This window comes from Phytoactinopolyspora alkaliphila, from assembly GCF_010550695.1.
GTDB lineage: Bacteria > Actinomycetota > Actinomycetes > Jiangellales > Jiangellaceae > Phytoactinopolyspora > Phytoactinopolyspora alkaliphila.
Genome location: NZ_JAAGOB010000007.1, coordinates 107,406 through 124,113 on the forward strand (window position 1 = coordinate 107,406; position 16,708 = coordinate 124,113).

The following is a 16,708-nucleotide window of genomic DNA, read 5'->3' on the forward strand; positions in this document are numbered from 1 at the left end:
CGAGCGGTCACATCGAAGTCATCATATGAAAGATGGGATCGTCTGATCAATAGCCAAATAGAGGTTGATTCATCAGAGGTCTTCGTCTAGTCTTCAGTTGTTGTCCAGTCACGAGATCGAAGGCACGACATGTCCACACTGCCCAAGTACCGCGAAACGCAGCTCAAGCTGCGTTCCTACATCGCCGAGCACGGGCTGCGTGCAGGTGATCAGCTGCCGCCGGAGGCGGAGCTGGCCGAAGCGTTCGGTATTGGTCGCCTGTCATTGCGGGAGGCCGTCAAGGGTCTCGAGACCGTCGGTGTCTTGCGAACGCGCCATGGCGGTGGGACCTATGTCGAGCCGTTCTCGTTCGCGCCGATCCTGGAGAACCTGCCGTACGCCTTTCAGTTGGAGGGGCGTGATCTTCTGAATCTTCTCGAACTCCGCGCCGCTCTCGAGGAAGGGCTGATCGGGCGGGCGTCGGAGTGGATTCGCCGTCGCGATCTCGAAGAGCTGCGGGGCATCGCGACGGCCATGGCCGTCGAGGGCTGTACCCCGGACGAGCATGCGGCCCTGGACCGGCAGTTCCATCGCCGCCTGTACGAGCCCTTGGACAATCCGCTGGTCAGCCAAATGATCGATCTGTTCTGGGAGATGTTCCACCGCTTACATCGCGCGACGGTCGCCCAGCCATCCTCACCTGCGGAACTCGCTCAGATGCATTTGGACATTGTTGATGCTGTGACCTCGCAAAACGGTGAGGTCGAGGCGATGCACCGCCATTTCGAGAACATCCGCACGCGGCTTTAGCTCATCGATCGTATCCGTCCTTATCCCCCAGCTTTAGGAGGAGCAATGAACCGCGCCTGGAAACGTAAGGGCGTCGTATCTGGCGTCGCGGCGGTCGCCGCTGCGCTGACCGCGTGCGGCTCCGGAAACCCCGGTCAGGCAGCGGAGGAGGGGGCGGTCGTCGATGACCTCGAGATCTGGGTCTTTTCCAGTTCGGCTCCGCCGGTGATCAAAGAGGGGTTCGCCACAGCGTTTCCCGATTACGACGTTGACGTCGTCGAGATCCCGATTGCGGATCTCAGCCAACGTCTCGTGGTCGCGATGCAGGGCGGGGACAACCTCCCGGATGTGGTCCAGCTCCCGCTCCGGGAGTCCGGCGGCCTTTTCGCGACCGGGCAGTTCCTCGATCTGACCGAGGAGCTCGGCCCGATGGAAGACGACTTCGCCGACGGCATCCTGGTCGGTGGGAACGGGGAGATCAACGCCTTCACCATGGGCCCGGGCAACATGGGCCTCTGGGTAAACCACGCCGCGCTGGCAGAGCACGACATCGAGATACCAGCCGACCCGACCTGGAACGACATCGTCGCCGTCGCCGAGGATCTCAAGGCAGCGTCGGGCGGCACCCAGTACATGTTCGTCCAACCCCCGGGGGCGAACGGCGCCAACATGTACAACGCGTTCTTCAGCTCGCGTGGGGGAAGCTGGTGGAACCAGGACGGTGAGCTTGCCGTCGACGAGGACCTCGCCGCCGACACGCTGCAGTTCATGATCGACCTGGACCGAGAGGGCCTCGTCTACCACGGGGTCTGGACCGACGCGACGTACTGGGACGCGATTCGCAACCAGGAGATCGTCGGCTGGACGATGAACTTCGGCGTCGGCAGTACCAGCTTGCAGCACAACGTGCCGGAGCAGTCCGGCCAGTGGCGGTTGGTGACCTGGCCGAAATGGTCCGAAGGCGACGACCAACGTACGGGTGTCTTCGGTGGCAGTCTCTATGCCGGGCTCGACGGCGCCGACAACCCGGCCGGCGCGCGTGACTTCATCATGTGGTGGCTCAGCCCCGAGGGCCTGCAAGCTCAGGCTGACACACTCGGCCTCGTCTCCTACAGTCCGGCGGCAGAGATCATCGAACTCGACACTGAGGATCCGTACTTCGGTGGACAGCAGGTCGTGCAGGAGCTTTCGAGCGTGCCGTATCCGGAGTTCCATTTCTTTCACTGGCCCGAGACAGAGGCCGCCATCACGGCTGCCGTCGATCAGGCGTACGCCGGCGACATCACGCCCGAGGAGGCTGTGGCGCAGATCGTCGAGGAGCTCGGCGCGCTGTGAGCGCGAGCGGTCGCCGCCGAAGCCAGAAGTATCACCAGTCGACGCCGTACCTGTTCATCGCGCCGTTCTTTCTGCTGTTCATCCCGTTCGGCGCGGGCTCGGTACTGCTGGCACTTGGGATGTCCTTCGTCGACTGGCCCCTGGGCCAATCGCCCGAGCTCGTGGGCCTCGACAAGTTCGCGACGGTGCTGGAGGATCCGCTCTTCGGCCGAGCCATGCGAAACACCCTCTACATGCTGGTCGGGTTCCTCCTGGCGTTGCTCCCCTTGTGCCTGTTGGTCGCGGTGCTTCTCAAGCAGCTTCGGCGTCGGACCGCCAACGTGGTACAGGTCGTGATCTTCGCGCCGATCACCATGTCCCTGATCGCGGTCGCGCTTGTCTTTGACCTGCTCTACAACGAACGGGTCGGCTTCGTGAACGGCATTCTCGACATGATCGGCGTCGGTCCGGTTCCATTCCTCAGCGATTCCGACCTGGCGCCTTGGTCGATCATCGCCTTGAGGATCTGGCGAGTGCTGGGCTATTACGCAATTATCCTCTTTGCTGGACTCCAGGCCATTCCGGACGAGTTCTACGAAGCTGCGGAACTCGACGGTGCCGGAGCCTGGCAACGATTCCGCCATGTGACGTTCCCCCTGCTTAAACCCGTGACAATGTTCGTGCTCGTCGCGTCGAGCATCGCCGCTTGGGAACTTTTCGCCGAGGTCGACGTGCTGACGGACGGCGGTCCGGCTCGGTCCACGTTGACAGCCGTGATGTACATCTTCGGGGCATCGTTCGAGCAGTTCGACCTCGGCAAGGGCGCCGCCGCCTCCGTTGTGCTGGCATTCGCGATCATCGTCAGCACCGTCGTCGCACATCGCCTGCTGAGGAGTGATGACCGTGCCTAAGGGATCGTTCGCCGGACGCATGGGGCGAGGGACCGTCATCGGGCTCATCGTCATCGTGACAGCGTTCCCGCTCTACTGGCTACTCATATCCTCACTCAAGCCGAGCACGCGTCTGGGTGAGGTCTCGCTGATCCCGTCGAGCGTGACCCTCGGGAACTACGTCGCCGCGTTCGACACGCAGATCCCACGGTGGATGCTCAACACGTTCGGCATCGCACTTCTCACGACACTGCTCGGGGTTGTCGTCGCGGCCCTCGCGGGGTTCGGATTCGCCCGATACCGATTCCGAGGCCGCTCTCTGCTGTTCGGAGTCGTTCTCGCGAGCTTGGCTATACCCGAGTACGCGTTGGTGCTGCCGCAATTCACGATCATGCGGCAGTTCGGCCTGCTCAACACGTGGGCTGCGGTCATCCTCCCGCTCGCCGCGAACGCTCTGGTCCTCTTCCTCCTTCGGCAGTACTTTTCACAATTGCCCGAGGAGTTGTTCGATGCGGCACGGCTGGACGGGAGCGGCGAGTTCCGGCTGTTCTGGACGATCGCGGTGCCGCTCGTCCGTCCCGGTCTCGGCGCGGCCGGGCTGCTGTTGTTCCTCAACGCGTGGAACGCGTACCTGCTCCCGCTGGTCATGCTCACGAACTCGGAGCAGTTCACCATGCCGATCGGGTTGGCGTTCCTCCACTCACAGCTCAACTTCGGGATCGTCGAGAAATCCCCGTGGGGAGCGATCACCGCCGGCACGGTCATCTCGATCGTGCCGCTCATCCTCTGCCTGCTCGTCATGCAGCGCCAGTTCATCGGAAGCCTCACCGCCGGCGCGGTGAAGGCGTGATCACATCGAAGGCGGAAGACACCATGAAAGATCACCTGTCCGGGATGATTCCCCCGGTCATCTCGCCTCTGACCGCCGAACACCGGCCCGATACCGGCGCCGTGGAACGCCTCACCGCGCATGTGATCGACGGCGGCGCTACTGGCGTCTTCGTCCTCGGATCCTGCGGTGAGGGCCCGACCCTGGAGCCAGACGTCGCGCGGACGATCACACGGGCTTACGTCCACGCCGTCGCCGGCTCCGTTCCGGTGCTCGCCGGCATTGGTGAGGCGAGCACCGAGCGAGCTATCCGGGCAGCGATGGAATACGAGCAGGTCGGTGTCGACGCGCTCGTGGTGATGGCGCCCATGTACTTCAATACAGAGACCGACGACGCGGTGGTGCGCCACGTCACAGCGATCGCGGAGGCGACCACCCTTCCGCTTGTCGTGTACAACATCCCGCACCTGACGCATCACCCGATCACACCCCGGGCGGTGCGCGCCATCGCCGCGATCGACTCCGTCGTGGCGCTCAAGGAGTCGTCCGGGGACTGGACCACCTACTCCGCACTCGCAGAAGCGGCCCGTGCCGCCGGGCTTCGGGTGTTCCAGGGTGCTGAGGCGCTGATCGCCCGCAGCCTTGCCTCCGGGGCGGACGGCGCGGTACCCGGGATCGCCAACGTGGTTCCCGATCTAGCCGCAAGGCTCGTTCGGGCGGGTCTCGTCGGCGACACTGTGCTGGCAGAAGACCTGCAGAGGCAGCTTAACGACGTGTGTGCGCTGTATCAGTCCGGATTCTGGCTCACCTCCCTCAAGTCGGCTCTGGCAGAGCTCGGTCTCACGGGCTCCACCGCTGGCCGGGCGCTGTCGCCGCTCGACGCCGACGGGTTGAGCGAGGTCCGCAGTGTGCTGAGGGTTGTTGGCGTGATCGGGGCATCGGCATGACACGTCCCGACGCCGACGTCCTGGTCGTGGGTGGTGGAGTCGGAGGCGTCGCCGCAGCTCTCGCGGCCGCTGACGCCGGTGCGACGGTCATCCTCACCGAGACGACGCGGTGGATCGGCGGCCAGTTCACCGCACAGGCGGTGCCGCCGGACGAGCATCCGTGGATCGAGCAGTTCGGCGGGACTGCGAGCTATCGGCGATTCCGCGATGCCGTCCGGAAGCACTACCGCACGTGGTATCCGCTCGCCGAGAAGGCTCGCTCGGCGCTCTATCTCAATCCTGGGAATGGTGCGGTGAGCGCGCTGTGTCACGAGCCCCGGGTAGCACTCGCCGTGCTCCAGAGCATGCTCGCGCCACATCAGCGGGCGGGCCGACTGGTCATCTATACGGAACTTACTCCACACGACGTCCGCCGCGACGGGAGCACGATCACTTCCGTCGGCTTCCGCTACGCAGACGGATCCGATTGGTGGCTCAGCGGGCACTTCGTCCTTGACGCGACCGAGACCGGTGAACTCCTTCCCCTCGCGGGGATCCCGTATGTCACGGGCACCGAGTCCGCCGCCGACACGGGAGAGCCCGACGCGCCGGAGATCGGCGACCCGCAGATGATGCAGGGGTTCACGGTCTGCTTTGCCATGGATCACATCGCGGGCGAGAACCACGTGATCGACAGGCCCGAGCAGTACGACCGGTGGACCGCTGCCGGCGCACCCGTTCGGGCGGCTCCTCAGATCGGCTGGCCGAAGCCGTCCGCAGATCCGGCCGAGCGTACCCGCCGGGTGCTTCGCCCGAATCCCGACCCGGCGACGGACTCCAAGGTCATTGTCTCGGCCAGCCACCAGGGTAGGTTCGGCGACAACGGTGACTACAGCCCGATCGAGGACATCTGGCGATTTCGGAGACTCGTGGCCCGCGGAAACTTTGAGCCCGCTCCACCCAGCGACATCACCTTGATCAACTGTTCGGCGAACGACTACATCGCCGGCTCGATCGTCGATGTCGAACCCGAGGTCGCCGCCGCGAACCTACAGGGAGCACGGCAGCTCAGCCTCAGCTTCTTCTACTGGCTGCAGACCGAAGCTCCCCGAGCGGACGGTGGAACGGGATTCCCGGGACTGCGCCTCCGCGGCGACGTCACTGGCACGTCGGACGGCTTGGCCATGGCCCCGTATATCAGGGAAGGCCGGCGCCTACGGGCACTCGAGACGATCACGCAGAACGACATCGCGGCCTCGGTGCGCGGTGTCGCGGGAGCCCGGGAGTACCACGACAGTGTCGGCATCGGAAGCTACAAGATCGATCTGCATCCGTCGACTCGCGGTGGTGAGCGCAAGTACGACCCCGCCTGGCCGTTTCAGATTCCGCTCGGGGCTCTCCTGTCGTCTGAGGTCGGCAATCTCGTTGCTGCTGCGAAGAACATCGGCACGACACACATCACGAACGGGTGCTATCGCGTGCACCCGGTCGAGTGGAACGTCGGGGAGGCCGCGGGCGCTCTCGCCGCGTTCTGCGTCGCCACGGGTACTGACCCTGTCGGGGTTCGAGAGTCACCAGCACGTCTCACCGAGTTTCGCAGAACACTCATCGCACGCGGAGTCGAACTTGCCTGGCCACGCGTGGCCGCATACTGACACGAGGTTGGTTGATGCACAGCAGTGAATGGGACGTCGTGGTCGTCGGTGGCGGAGCGGCGGGGATCGCTGCCGCGCTGGCTTCAGGCCGGTCGGGGGCGCGGACCCTTCTCATCGAGCGCTCCGGATTTGTCGGCGGGGTGTCAGCGACTCTTCCCTGGCTCGGGTTCCATGACCAGCGTTATCAGCGGGTGGTCCGAGGTCTGGCCGACGAGTTCGTCGGGGCGCTCGGGCGTGCCGGGCATGCCTCCGCGATCACTCTCGACCCGAAGTGTGGCTCGCTGGCCGCCGTGCATTCTCACTACTGGAAGGTCTTGGCACTTCGGCTGCTCCGCGAGGCAGGCGTCATGGTCCTCATGCATGCCGTGTTCGTCGACACGGTCAGGCGCGGAGACCGGATCACCGGTGTGGTTGTGGAGTCGAAGTCGGGCCGAGAGATCGTCAGCGGACGCGTAGTGATCGACTGCTCCGGTGACGGCGATGTAGCCGCGCGTGGTGGCGTTGCGTGGGAGAAGGGGCGGACCGAGGACGGGCTCGTCCAGTCGCCGACGCTCGTCTTCCGGCTCGGGGGGATCGACGACGATGCGTTCCGCCGGGCCTGTCAGAATCCGGCGTTCAACTATCGGGAGTGGCTCGCTCCGTACCCGCATCTGTTCACCCAGATGGCCGAGAAGCTCGAGACGGTGGACACATACGTCCTCGGTGGCTTCGCCGGCCTGGTGGAGCAGGCACGCGATGCCGGCGACTTGCATGTCCCTCAGACCCGGATCGTCGGCGTCAAGCTCCACACACGTGAAACGCCGCATGAGCTGAGCGTCGTCATGACGCGCGTTCTGGGCCTCGATCCGACCGATGTCGATTCGCTCAGCGAAGCGTACGCGCGAGTCTATGAACAGGTTCCGGAGCTCATCCGCTTCTTCCGTGCCTATGTTCCGGGGTGCGAGGGGACACATCTTGTCGAGATCGCGCCGATGCTGGGGGTTCGTGAGTCACGCCGGATCATGGGCGACTATGTGCTCACCGCAGAGGACCTGGTCGCCGGTACACGTCACGAGGACGACGTTGCCATGGGCGGATACCACATCGACATCCATCGGCCGAGCGGAAGTTGGGTCAGCTCGAGGAACGTCCAAGCCTATGGTATCCCGTTGCGGGCGCTCATCGCTCGTGACGTGGACGGCCTCATGATGGCCGGCAAATGCATTTCCGCTACGCACGAGGCCATCGCATCGACGCGAGTTATTCCGATCTGCATCGCGGAAGGACAAGCGGCGGGCACGGCCGCCGCGCTCGCGGCACTGTCCGGTCGCGACGTTCGCTCCGTCCCCGTCGCCGGTATCCAAGGTGCCCTGGTCGCGGCAGGCGCCGAAATAGGATTGCACGGCCTCGAGCGACACCCTGACGCCGACTCGTGGCCCGAACTGCCTCTCGAGGAGACCGACGCGGCTCCCGATGCCGTGATAGCAGACTCAGCGTGGCTCACGTGAGCGACAAGGCCTCTGCCCACGCGTCACACCTGGAGGACCGGTCAAGGTCGCGCTTCTGTCGGGACCCGGCTTTCATGGTGAGCTGAGCGAAGGCACCTCGCTTGTTCCTACGATGTGTCAACTGTCGCCATGCCGTTGCAGGACTCGCGCGGCCAACGACTCGCCGATGGCCATCGATGCGGTCGCGGCCGGCGACGGGGCACTGAGCACGTGGGTGACAGGGCCGTCGTCGCGGATGAGGAAGTCGTCGATCAACCGGCCGTCACGCAGCATGGCCTGAGCACGGATCCCAGCAGGTCCGCGCTCCAAATGCTTGGCCTGGACACCGGGCAGGTAGCGGCCGACCTCACGGGCATAGCGCGTCCGGGACAGCTCATGGCCGAGTTCCACCCGGGCCGCTCCGATGTTTCGCATGGCGAATCGCCACAGGCCTGGAAAGGTGAGCGCGTCGCGGGTGTCGCGGGCGTTGGCCGAGAACCGACGCCGGCCCTCTCGGGCCAAGGTCAGTAGTGCGTTCGGCCCGGCCCAGACTTGGCCGTCGATCCGCCGCGTCACGTGCACGCCGAGAAACGGGAAGCGGGGATCCGGCACGGGATAGATGTTCCCGCGTATGGCATCGGCCTGAGGCCCGGTGAGCCTGTACCACGTGCCGCGAAACGGTACGACTCGCACCTCATGGCGGACGACGGGGCCGGTCAAGCGGTCTGCCTGCACTCCGGCGCAGCACACCGCAGTCGTAGCCCGGATGACCCCTCGGTCACCTTGAACAACGACGCCGGTCGCGCCGGCCTGGGTCACGGACGACACCGGCCACCGCGTGTGGACTAGGCCACCTGACGCCGCGATGTCCGTTGCCATGGCGCGGGCGACCGCGGCGAAGTCGACTACTCCGGTAGACGGCGACAGCAGAGCCGCGACGCCCACCGCAGCCGGTTCGTGCTCCGGAATCTCGGCGGCGTCAATCATCCGAAGTTCGGGGACCGCGTTGAGTCTGGCCCGTTCGGCAAGCGACTTCAGCCGGCCAAGCTCGGCGGCCGAGGAAGCGATCACGAGCTTGCCGTTGGTGAGCACCGGAATGCCCCGGTCAATGGCGTATTCATGCAGCATACGCGCGCCGCGCCGGCAAAGCTTCGCCTTGAGCGAGCCGGGCGGGTAGTAAATGCCGGCGTGCAAGACGCCGGAGTTGTGACTGCTCTGGTGAGCCGCCACCGCGGCCTCCTTCTCGACCACCACGACTTTGAGGCCAGGCCGCTGCCTGAGCAGGGTCAGGCTGAGTGCCAACCCGATGATCCCGGCTCCTACTACCACGACGTCCGCACGTTCATCGTCCATAGAACAACCCTCTTTCGGCATTGACACGGCCAGTATCACGCCTCTAGCATCTCGTGGCATGGGCCACTTGACAAGTGAACTAGTACACCTCCTGTCCGGGTTGAACATCGTCCGGAAGGCCGGTGCGCCCATCCATGAGCAGTTGCGCCACCATCTCCAGTACCTGATCACGACGGCGGCGCTGGGTCCGGGGGCGCCTTTACCCTCCGTCCGTCAATTGGCCGAGGAACTGCACGTCGCCCGGGCCACGGTTCAGCGGGCCTATACCGAGCTACAAACCCTCGGTCTGATCGAGGCCCGACACGGCGCCGGCACCTTTGTCGTCGACTTCCGGCGAGCCGTCGGCTCGATCGAAGGCAGCAAAGAACTGTCCGCCATTGTCGAGACCGCTATCAGTGATGCCCGTCGGCTAGGCCTCGATCTGCGGGACCTCGAACGACTCCTGCACGTCCAGGTCCGAGCCGAGCTGCGCTCGGAGGGGGAGTTCCTGATCTGCTACGTCGACGAGTTCGACTTTTCCGTCGGTCACACGGCGGTTCTGATCGAAAGCTTGACCGACTTGCCGGTTCGTATCGTGCGGGTGGATTGGCGTCGTTGCCGCAACGGTGACCGTGAACCGCTCGCAGCGCTGGAGGCCGCCGACCTCATCGTCTGCGCGCCCTATGTGTTCGGTCCGGTCAATAGGATGCTCGAGCTGCACTCGGCTGACGTCGAAGGCATCACCTTCGTCCTCCACGACGAGGTTGCTGCCGCTTTGTCACAGCTGGATCCGGCCAGCCGGGTGGGTATCGTCGCCACCCGTCCCGAGTACATGTCGTGGACATCTGCTGTGGTCACCTCGAGGGTTGTGACGGCAGAAGAGATCCGGCAGGCGGCGCTCACCGACGTGGCCGGCACTGAGGCCATGCTGCGCGAAGTTGACGTCGTCGTCTACGGCTCTGGAAGCCGCCCGGAAATCGAGAAGCTGCTGCCGGCCGGCGTACGTTCGGTCGAACTTCGACATGTGCCAGACCCCAACTCACTGATACGGCTCCGGGACCTGGTCACCCGGCGGATCGACGGTCAGGCCCTTTCCCACGGCGGAGCAGTCCGGTGACCCGCTACCTCATCCGCCGACTGCTCCAGCTGATCCCGGTCGTGGCCGTGGTGATCACGCTGAGCTTCTTCCTGGTGCGCTTGGCGCCCGGAGACGTGGCGACCATGATGGCCGGGGAACGTGCCGACCCTGCGTTCATCGAGTCGGTCAGACAGCGTTACGGTCTCGACCTGCCGATGCACGAGCAGTTCATTCGGTACGTGGGCAATATCCTGCAGGGCGACCTCGGCATGAGCTACCGCGAGGGCCGGCCGGTACTCGACGTCATCCTGGACCGGCTCCCGGCAACCCTGCTCCTGATCGGTGTCGCGCTAGTCGTGGCGGCCGTCGGGGGAACGCTCGTCGGGACCTTGCTCGGCCGGCATGCCGGCACCCGATTCGACGCCGCCGCCTCGGTAGTCGCCGTCGGCGCCTACAGCATCCCGGTGTTCTGGCTGGGCCTCATGATGATCCTGGTCTTCTCGGTGACCCTCGGCTGGTTCCCCTCGTCCGGCATGACCAGCCCCGTCCCGCCAGAAGGGTGGATCGCACAGGCCGCCGACGTGGCGCACCATCTCGTGCTGCCGGCCGGCGCGCTGGCCACCGTGTGGTTCGGGGAGTACGTCCGGTTGTCCCGGGCCAGCGTCTCCAATGTGCTGGCCGAGGACTACATCACCGCAGCCCGCGGTACCGGCTATTCCGAACGGAACATCCTGGTCAAGCATGCGCTGCGCAATGCCATGCTGCCGATCACCACGGTGTTCGGGCTCCAGTTGGCCGCACTGCTCGCCGGCGCAGTCCTCACCGAGACCGTCTTCGCCTGGCCGGGACTCGGCCGCCTGCTCTTCGATGCCGTACTTGCTCGCGACATGCCGGTGATTATGGGCGCCTACATTGCCATGAGCGTGACCGTGGTCATCGCCACCTTGCTGACCGACATCGCCTACGCCCGCCTCGATCCGAGAGTGGTTTACCGATGACCGCCATCACGCCGCAGCCGCCGACCCCACCCGTTGTTCCGCCGAAGGCATCTCGGCGGGGGCAGTCGCAGCGGATGTTCTGGCGCGAGTTCGCGCGGCACACCGCCGCCCGCTGGTCGCTGGCGATCATCGCGCTTTTCGTCTTCGCAGCGCTGGCCGCAGACGTGCTCCCGTTGCAGGATCCGACCGCGATCAGCAGTGAAGCGTACACAGGACCGTCGGGTGAACACTGGTTCGGCACGGATCACCTCGGCCGCGACATGTTCAGCCGCACCGTGCACGGAGCCCGAGTCGCGATCATCGTGGCGCTGGGGTCCGCGGGCCTCGCCACTGCCATCGGCATCGTCGTAGGCGCAATAGCAGGATATACCGGCGGCCGGCTGGACGACCTGCTCTCGAGGACTGCCGACGTCTTCCTGCTGATTCCGGTCTTCTTTCTGGTCGTGTTGATCGTCGCCCTGTTCGGTCAGGGGCTGTTCTTCGTCGTGCTGATCATCGGCTTGACCACATGGCCGCAATCGGCTCGGTTGATGCGGGCCGAGGCCATGGTGCTTCGGGAGCGGGTCTTCGTGGTGGCCGCTCGAGCTTCCGGTGGCCGGGGCATGCAAGTGCTGTTCCGGCACGTTATCCCCAACGGTCTCTCACCGGTGATCACCAACGCGACCATCCTGATGGGACAGGCGATCCTGGTCGAGGCCGGGCTGTCGTTCCTGGGGCTCGGCGATCCCCAAGTCATGTCCTGGGGGCGAATGATCTTCGACGGTCGCGGCTATCTGGACCTCTCGCCGTGGATGAGCTTCTTTCCCGGCCTCGCCATGTTCCTGCTCGTGCTGTCGCTGAACCTCGTGGGCGACGGCCTGACCCAGGCGTTCAATCCGAAACTGCGACGACGGGGACGAGCATGACGGGCGGGAGTTTTGTCGAGGTGCGGGGCCTACGCGTCGGCTATAAGGTGCCGCACGGCGTGGTACAGGCGATCGACGGCGTGGACCTGACGATCGACCGTGGCGAGGCCCTCGGCATCGTGGGTGAATCCGGCTGCGGCAAGTCCACGCTCGGCCTCGGGCTTCTCCGCCTGTTGCCATCGAACGCGACCACCTCCGTGGATACCTTCCGTGTCGGCGACACCGACGTCGCAGGGCTGAGCCAGGCCGCGTTCCGTCGCGAGGTTCGCTGGAAGCGGGTTTCGATGGTCTTCCAGTCGGCGATGAACTCGCTGAACCCGGTTCGCCGCGTCGGCGAGCAGGTGGCAGACGCCTACCGCCTCCATCACCCCCAGGCGAGCAAACGCGAAGTGCAAGCCCGGGTGGACCGGCTGTTCGAGCTCGTGGACATCCCACGCGCCCGGCAGCGCAACTACGCGCATGAATACTCGGGCGGAATGCGGCAGCGCGCGGTGATTGCACTCAGCCTGGTGTGCGACCCCGACGTTGTGATCGCCGACGAGGCGACGACGGCGCTGGACGTCGTGGTGCAGAACCAGATCCTCGACGCGCTGGCCGACCTGCGCACCGAGCTCGGAATCGCATTGATCGTCATCTCCCACGACATAGGAGTCATCTCGCATACCTGCGACCGGGTGGCGGTCATGTACGCGGGTCAAGTCGTCGAATCCGGCGCGGTGGCCGATGTACTTGCTTCTCCGCGGCATCCATACACGGCTTCCTTGATGGCAGCGTTACCCCGGTTGACCGGACCTCGGTTCCGGCCGGTATCCCTGCCCGGATCACCTCCAGACCTCGCCGACCCACCGACCGCGTGCCGATTCGCTCCCCGGTGCCCGATAGCCGCCGACATCTGCACCGATGTGCCCCCGGCCTTCGATCCCGACCACAGGTGGCCGGCTCGTTGTCACTTCGCGGGTGACGAGCGACTACGCCAGCTCGGAACGGAGCGGACATCATGACCCCTAACCTGATCCAGACCCGGAGCCTGAGTAAGACGTACCACCTGCGAACGGGCCTGATCGCCGGGATTATGGGTCGTCGGGACGACGTCCACGCGGTGCAGGACGTCGACCTCGTCGTCAAGGAGGGCGAGGTCGTGGCGCTCGTCGGCCAGTCCGGCTCCGGTAAGTCGACCCTGGGCAGGCTGCTGGTCCGCCTGGAGGATCCGTCCAGTGGCCAGGTGTTGAGCGAAGGCAGGAACGTCACGGCCATCACAGGAGCTGAGCTGCGCAAGTACCGCCGGAGGGCGCAGATCATCTTCCAGAATCCGTATGAGTCGCTGGATCCCAGGTACACGGTCGCCATGTCGGTGGGGGAGCCGCTGGCGTTGTTCGGCATCGGCACCCGGCGGGAGCGCGCCGAACGGATTCGTCAAGCCCTGTCCGATGTCGGCCTCACCCCAGTCGACCGCTATCTAGGGTCACACCCGCACGAGCTTTCCGGCGGGCAGCGTCAGCGGGTGTCAATTGCCCGTGCACTGGTGGTCGAGCCGGCACTGATCGTTGCCGACGAGCCGGTCAGCATGCTGGACGCATCGGTGCGCTCCGGCGTGATGAACCTGTTGTTGGATATCCAGCAGGCGAATGGCATCAGCTGTGTTTTCATCACTCACGACCTCGCAGCGGCGCGGCATATGAGTCAGCGGGTCGCCGTGATGCACGCGGGCCGGATTGTCGAGCAGGGGCCGACCGACGATCTTATCGCCAATCCCCAACACGAATACACCCAGAAATTGATCGACGCCGCGTTGGTCAACGAAATTGGGCATCAGCCCTCCGCTTAAGTCGAAAGGACACATCACATGGCGTCCGCGTCATACGACCTCATTGTGCACGGCGGCCAAGTGGTCGACGGCACCGGCAACCCATGGGTACGCCTCGACATCGGAGTCCGGGACGGCCGCATCGCCGCACTTGGCAACCTTGCCGATGAGCCCGCCGAGCGGCGCATCGACGCCTCCGGTCGGTGGGTGACGCCTGGTTTCGTCGACGTGCATGCCCACTCCGACTTCGGCATCATCGCCAACCGTGAAGCCCAGTCACAGGTCCGCCAGGGCATCACCACGGAAGTCGTCGGCAACTGTGGTTTCGGGGCGTTCCCTCGACGCAAAGAGACTCTGAACCTGCTCTTCGACCCTCCCGGGGTTGACGGCGAATGGAGCAGCGCCGACGAGTACTTCCAGGTCCTGGGCAGTGAACCGACTGGCGACAACATCGCGCCGCTGCTCGGCCTCGGTACCGTCCGCAAGCTGGTCATGGGCGACGACTCCGGTCGTGCCAGCCCAGAACAGATTGAGCTGATGCGCGCCGAGGTGGACGCCGCGATGCGAGCCGGAGCGTTCGGAGTTTCGACCGGGCTCGACTACGCGCCGTCGTCGTACGCTGACCTCGACGAGCTGGTGTCCATGTGCGAAGTGGTCGCTGAGTACGGCGGCGTGTATGCCTCACACCTTCGTGGATACACCGACACCGCGGTTGAGTCCGTGCAGGAAGCCATCACGATCGGCGAGCGTTCCGGCGCTTCCGTGCAGTTGTCGCATATGAATGTATTCGGCCGCCGGAGCTGGGGAAAGATCGACGAGATCATCGCGTTGATCAATGACGCCCGGGCTCGCGGTGTCGACGTGACCGCTGACATGATGGCCTACCCCACCGCCGGCGCGTGGTGGGCGCCTCGTGCCATCCTGCCCGCTTCCCACTACGAGTGGTCCGCTGACCAGACGGAGCAGCTGGCCCGGGTCCGGGCATACCTGCGAGATCCAGCCGAGCGGGCTGTCATCCGGAAAGCCGTCGAAGAACGTCGGACGATGTCCAAGGCCGGCTTCCACGAGGAACTGCTGATCTTCTCGGACTGGCGAGACGTGTATCTGGCCGGAACGGCGAAGGGCAGCGTGAGCGCCGATCGGGTGGGCGAGTCGTTCGCGGCGATCGCTGAGTCGACCGGAGCCGAGCCTGTCGACGTATTCCTCGATGCGATCAGAGACGAGGGCGACGATTTCTCCGCCGTGCACATCGGCATCTCGCAAGACGAGGCTGACGCGCTGATGGTGCAGCCGTGGATGATGTTCGGCACCGACTCCATCGCCACCTCGATCGACCGGTGGACCGAACCGTACAACACGATCCAGTCGCATCCACGACACTACGCCAGCTACGTTCGACTGCTGGCGACCTTCGTCCGGGACCGTGGCCTTCTCACCATCGAAGACGCGGTACGAAAAATGACCTCCCTCGGTGCTCGCCGGTTCCGGTTGGCCGGGCGCGGAATCATCGACGTCGGCGCCTGGGCCGACCTGGTGGTGTTCGACCTGGACTCACTAGACGAGGTGGCCAGCTGGCGGCAGCCCCGCCGCTATCCCGCCGGCATCGACACCGTGGTCGTCAACGGCGTGCCCGCCGTATCCGACGGCGACTTCACCCACGAGCTCGGCGGCCGAGCCCTACGACTCACGCCTGAGAGGACGGCATGACAACGACAGACGAAACCACCGCCCTGGTCCTGGATGCCGACGCCGAAGCCAGGGCACAGCGCCTGCACCGCGAGTCCCTCGTCATCGATGCGAGCGGGGTCGTCGCTTGTGAGCCCGAGCACTTCGAACGGACCGCCGCCGGGGGCGTCGACGTGGTGAACCACACGGTGGCGCGTCCTGGTCAGGGACTGGCGGACTCGCTCGCCGCGATCAATGCCTGCCGGCGTTGGATCGACGCGAATTCCGGCAAGGTCCGGCTCGGTCTCACCGCGCAGGGCATCCTGGACGCCCGGAGCGAGGGCAAAGAGAGCATCGTTCTCGGCCCGCAGCATTCGGAGTTCCTCGGCACCGACCTGTCCCGGGTCGGTACGTTCGCAGATCTCGGAGTGCGAGTAATCCAGCTCACCTACCAGACCCGCAACTGGATCGGGGATGGATGCGGCGAGCCCAACCCAGGTGGGCTCAGCCGATTCGGCCGCGACGTGGTGGCGGAGATGGACCGGGTCGGTGTGGTCGTCGACCTGTCACACGTCAGCCACCCTACGTCGTTCGACGCCATCGAGGCCGCAGCCGGGCCAGTGATCTTGAGTCATGCCCATCCAGCGGCAGTCACCCCGCATGTAAGGGCCAAGAGCGATGACCTGATCAAGGCGCTCGCCGACAAGGGCGGCGTAATCGGGCTGACTGCCTTGTCGCCGTTCAACGCCTTGGTGCCGGGTCGCTGGCCAGGGCTGAATGAGTTGCGAGTTCACTTCGAGCACCTCCTTGAGCTGGTTGGCCCCGATCACGTCGGCATCGGGTTCGACTTCGACGAGACCATCTCGTACGACTCGTGGTTGCGCTCGAAGAAGGCGAACCCGGAACTGGCCACCGAGTACTCGTTCGAACAGCGGCGGATCCGGGATCTTCAAGACTCCTCCGACGCTCTGAACGTCACACGGGTTTTGGTGTCGATCGGTCTCGACGACGAGACGATCGCCAAGATCCTCGGACTCAACTTCCTCCGGGTGTTCGCCGCAGTGTGGCAATGAGCCCC

15 protein-coding genes are annotated in these 16,708 nt (G+C 65.1%); 14 read left to right on the forward strand and 1 reads right to left on the reverse strand.

From position 1 onward, the window contains the following. Window positions 1-129 precede the first annotated feature (129 nt). Genes G1H11_RS14355 through G1H11_RS14385 form a run of 7 tightly spaced genes read left to right on the forward strand, consistent with a single transcriptional unit; the run spans window position 130 to window position 7,869 of the window. Window positions 130-789, forward strand: a complete 660-nt coding sequence (locus G1H11_RS14355; protein WP_163819272.1) for a FadR/GntR family transcriptional regulator — start codon at window positions 130-132, stop codon at window positions 787-789. Window positions 790-834: 45 nt separating this feature from the next. Continuing rightward, on the forward strand, window positions 835-2,103 hold the full coding sequence (locus G1H11_RS14360) for an ABC transporter substrate-binding protein (RefSeq protein ID WP_163819273.1): 1,269 nt from the start codon (window positions 835-837) through the stop codon (window positions 2,101-2,103). Continuing rightward, window positions 2,100-2,993 (forward strand): ABC transporter permease subunit, encoded by an 894-nt coding sequence (locus tag G1H11_RS14365; protein WP_163819274.1) that lies wholly within the window; start codon window positions 2,100-2,102, stop codon window positions 2,991-2,993. Before G1H11_RS14360 ends, G1H11_RS14365 begins: the two co-directional genes overlap by 4 nt. Next, window positions 2,980-3,822, forward strand: coding sequence for a carbohydrate ABC transporter permease (locus tag G1H11_RS14370; protein ID WP_163819275.1), 843 nt, complete (start codon window positions 2,980-2,982; stop codon window positions 3,820-3,822). Before G1H11_RS14365 ends, G1H11_RS14370 begins: the two co-directional genes overlap by 14 nt. Then, window positions 3,819-4,748 (forward strand): dihydrodipicolinate synthase family protein, encoded by a 930-nt coding sequence (locus G1H11_RS14375; protein WP_163819276.1) that lies wholly within the window; start codon window positions 3,819-3,821, stop codon window positions 4,746-4,748. Before G1H11_RS14370 ends, G1H11_RS14375 begins: the two co-directional genes overlap by 4 nt. After that, window positions 4,745-6,382: an FAD-dependent oxidoreductase gene (locus G1H11_RS14380; protein WP_163819277.1), complete on the forward strand. Its 1,638-nt coding sequence runs from the start codon at window positions 4,745-4,747 to the stop codon at window positions 6,380-6,382. Before G1H11_RS14375 ends, G1H11_RS14380 begins: the two co-directional genes overlap by 4 nt. Before the next feature lie 14 nt (window positions 6,383-6,396). After that, window positions 6,397-7,869, forward strand: a complete 1,473-nt coding sequence (locus G1H11_RS14385) for an FAD-dependent oxidoreductase (protein WP_163819278.1) — start codon at window positions 6,397-6,399, stop codon at window positions 7,867-7,869. Between the two features lie 117 nt (window positions 7,870-7,986). Here G1H11_RS14385 and lhgO read toward each other — a convergent pair whose 3' ends face one another. Beyond that, entirely contained in the window at window positions 7,987-9,201 is a 1,215-nt protein-coding gene (gene lhgO / locus G1H11_RS14390; protein ID WP_163819279.1) for an L-2-hydroxyglutarate oxidase, read from the reverse strand. A 58-nt stretch (window positions 9,202-9,259) separates the two neighbouring features. On the opposite strand from lhgO, the gene G1H11_RS14395 reads away from it, so the two are divergent. The 7 genes from G1H11_RS14395 (at window position 9,260) to G1H11_RS14425 (ending at window position 16,703) form a co-directional block, all read left to right on the forward strand. Beyond that, window positions 9,260-10,297 carry a GntR family transcriptional regulator gene (locus G1H11_RS14395; RefSeq protein WP_163819280.1) on the forward strand — a complete coding sequence of 346 codons (1,038 nt, stop codon included), beginning with the start codon at window positions 9,260-9,262 and terminating at the stop codon, window positions 10,295-10,297. Further along, complete coding sequence (locus G1H11_RS14400) at window positions 10,294-11,256, forward strand: ABC transporter permease subunit (RefSeq protein ID WP_163819281.1); 963 nt, start codon at window positions 10,294-10,296, stop codon at window positions 11,254-11,256. The genes G1H11_RS14395 and G1H11_RS14400 overlap by 4 nt, the downstream gene beginning before the upstream one ends. Beyond that, on the forward strand, window positions 11,253-12,161 hold the full coding sequence (locus G1H11_RS14405; protein WP_163819282.1) for an ABC transporter permease: 909 nt from the start codon (window positions 11,253-11,255) through the stop codon (window positions 12,159-12,161). Before G1H11_RS14400 ends, G1H11_RS14405 begins: the two co-directional genes overlap by 4 nt. Next, window positions 12,158-13,162 (forward strand): ABC transporter ATP-binding protein, encoded by a 1,005-nt coding sequence (locus tag G1H11_RS14410; protein WP_163819283.1) that lies wholly within the window; start codon window positions 12,158-12,160, stop codon window positions 13,160-13,162. The genes G1H11_RS14405 and G1H11_RS14410 overlap by 4 nt, the downstream gene beginning before the upstream one ends. A 98-nt stretch (window positions 13,163-13,260) precedes the next feature. Then, window positions 13,261-13,986, forward strand: coding sequence for an ATP-binding cassette domain-containing protein (locus G1H11_RS14415; RefSeq protein ID WP_163819284.1), 726 nt, complete (start codon window positions 13,261-13,263; stop codon window positions 13,984-13,986). Between the two features lie 18 nt (window positions 13,987-14,004). Then, window positions 14,005-15,672, forward strand: a complete 1,668-nt coding sequence (locus G1H11_RS14420) for an N-acyl-D-amino-acid deacylase family protein (protein ID WP_163819285.1) — start codon at window positions 14,005-14,007, stop codon at window positions 15,670-15,672. Continuing rightward, window positions 15,669-16,703 carry a dipeptidase gene (locus G1H11_RS14425; RefSeq protein ID WP_163819286.1) on the forward strand — a complete coding sequence of 345 codons (1,035 nt, stop codon included), beginning with the start codon at window positions 15,669-15,671 and terminating at the stop codon, window positions 16,701-16,703. Before G1H11_RS14420 ends, G1H11_RS14425 begins: the two co-directional genes overlap by 4 nt. The last annotated feature ends 5 nt before the right edge of the window (window positions 16,704-16,708 follow it).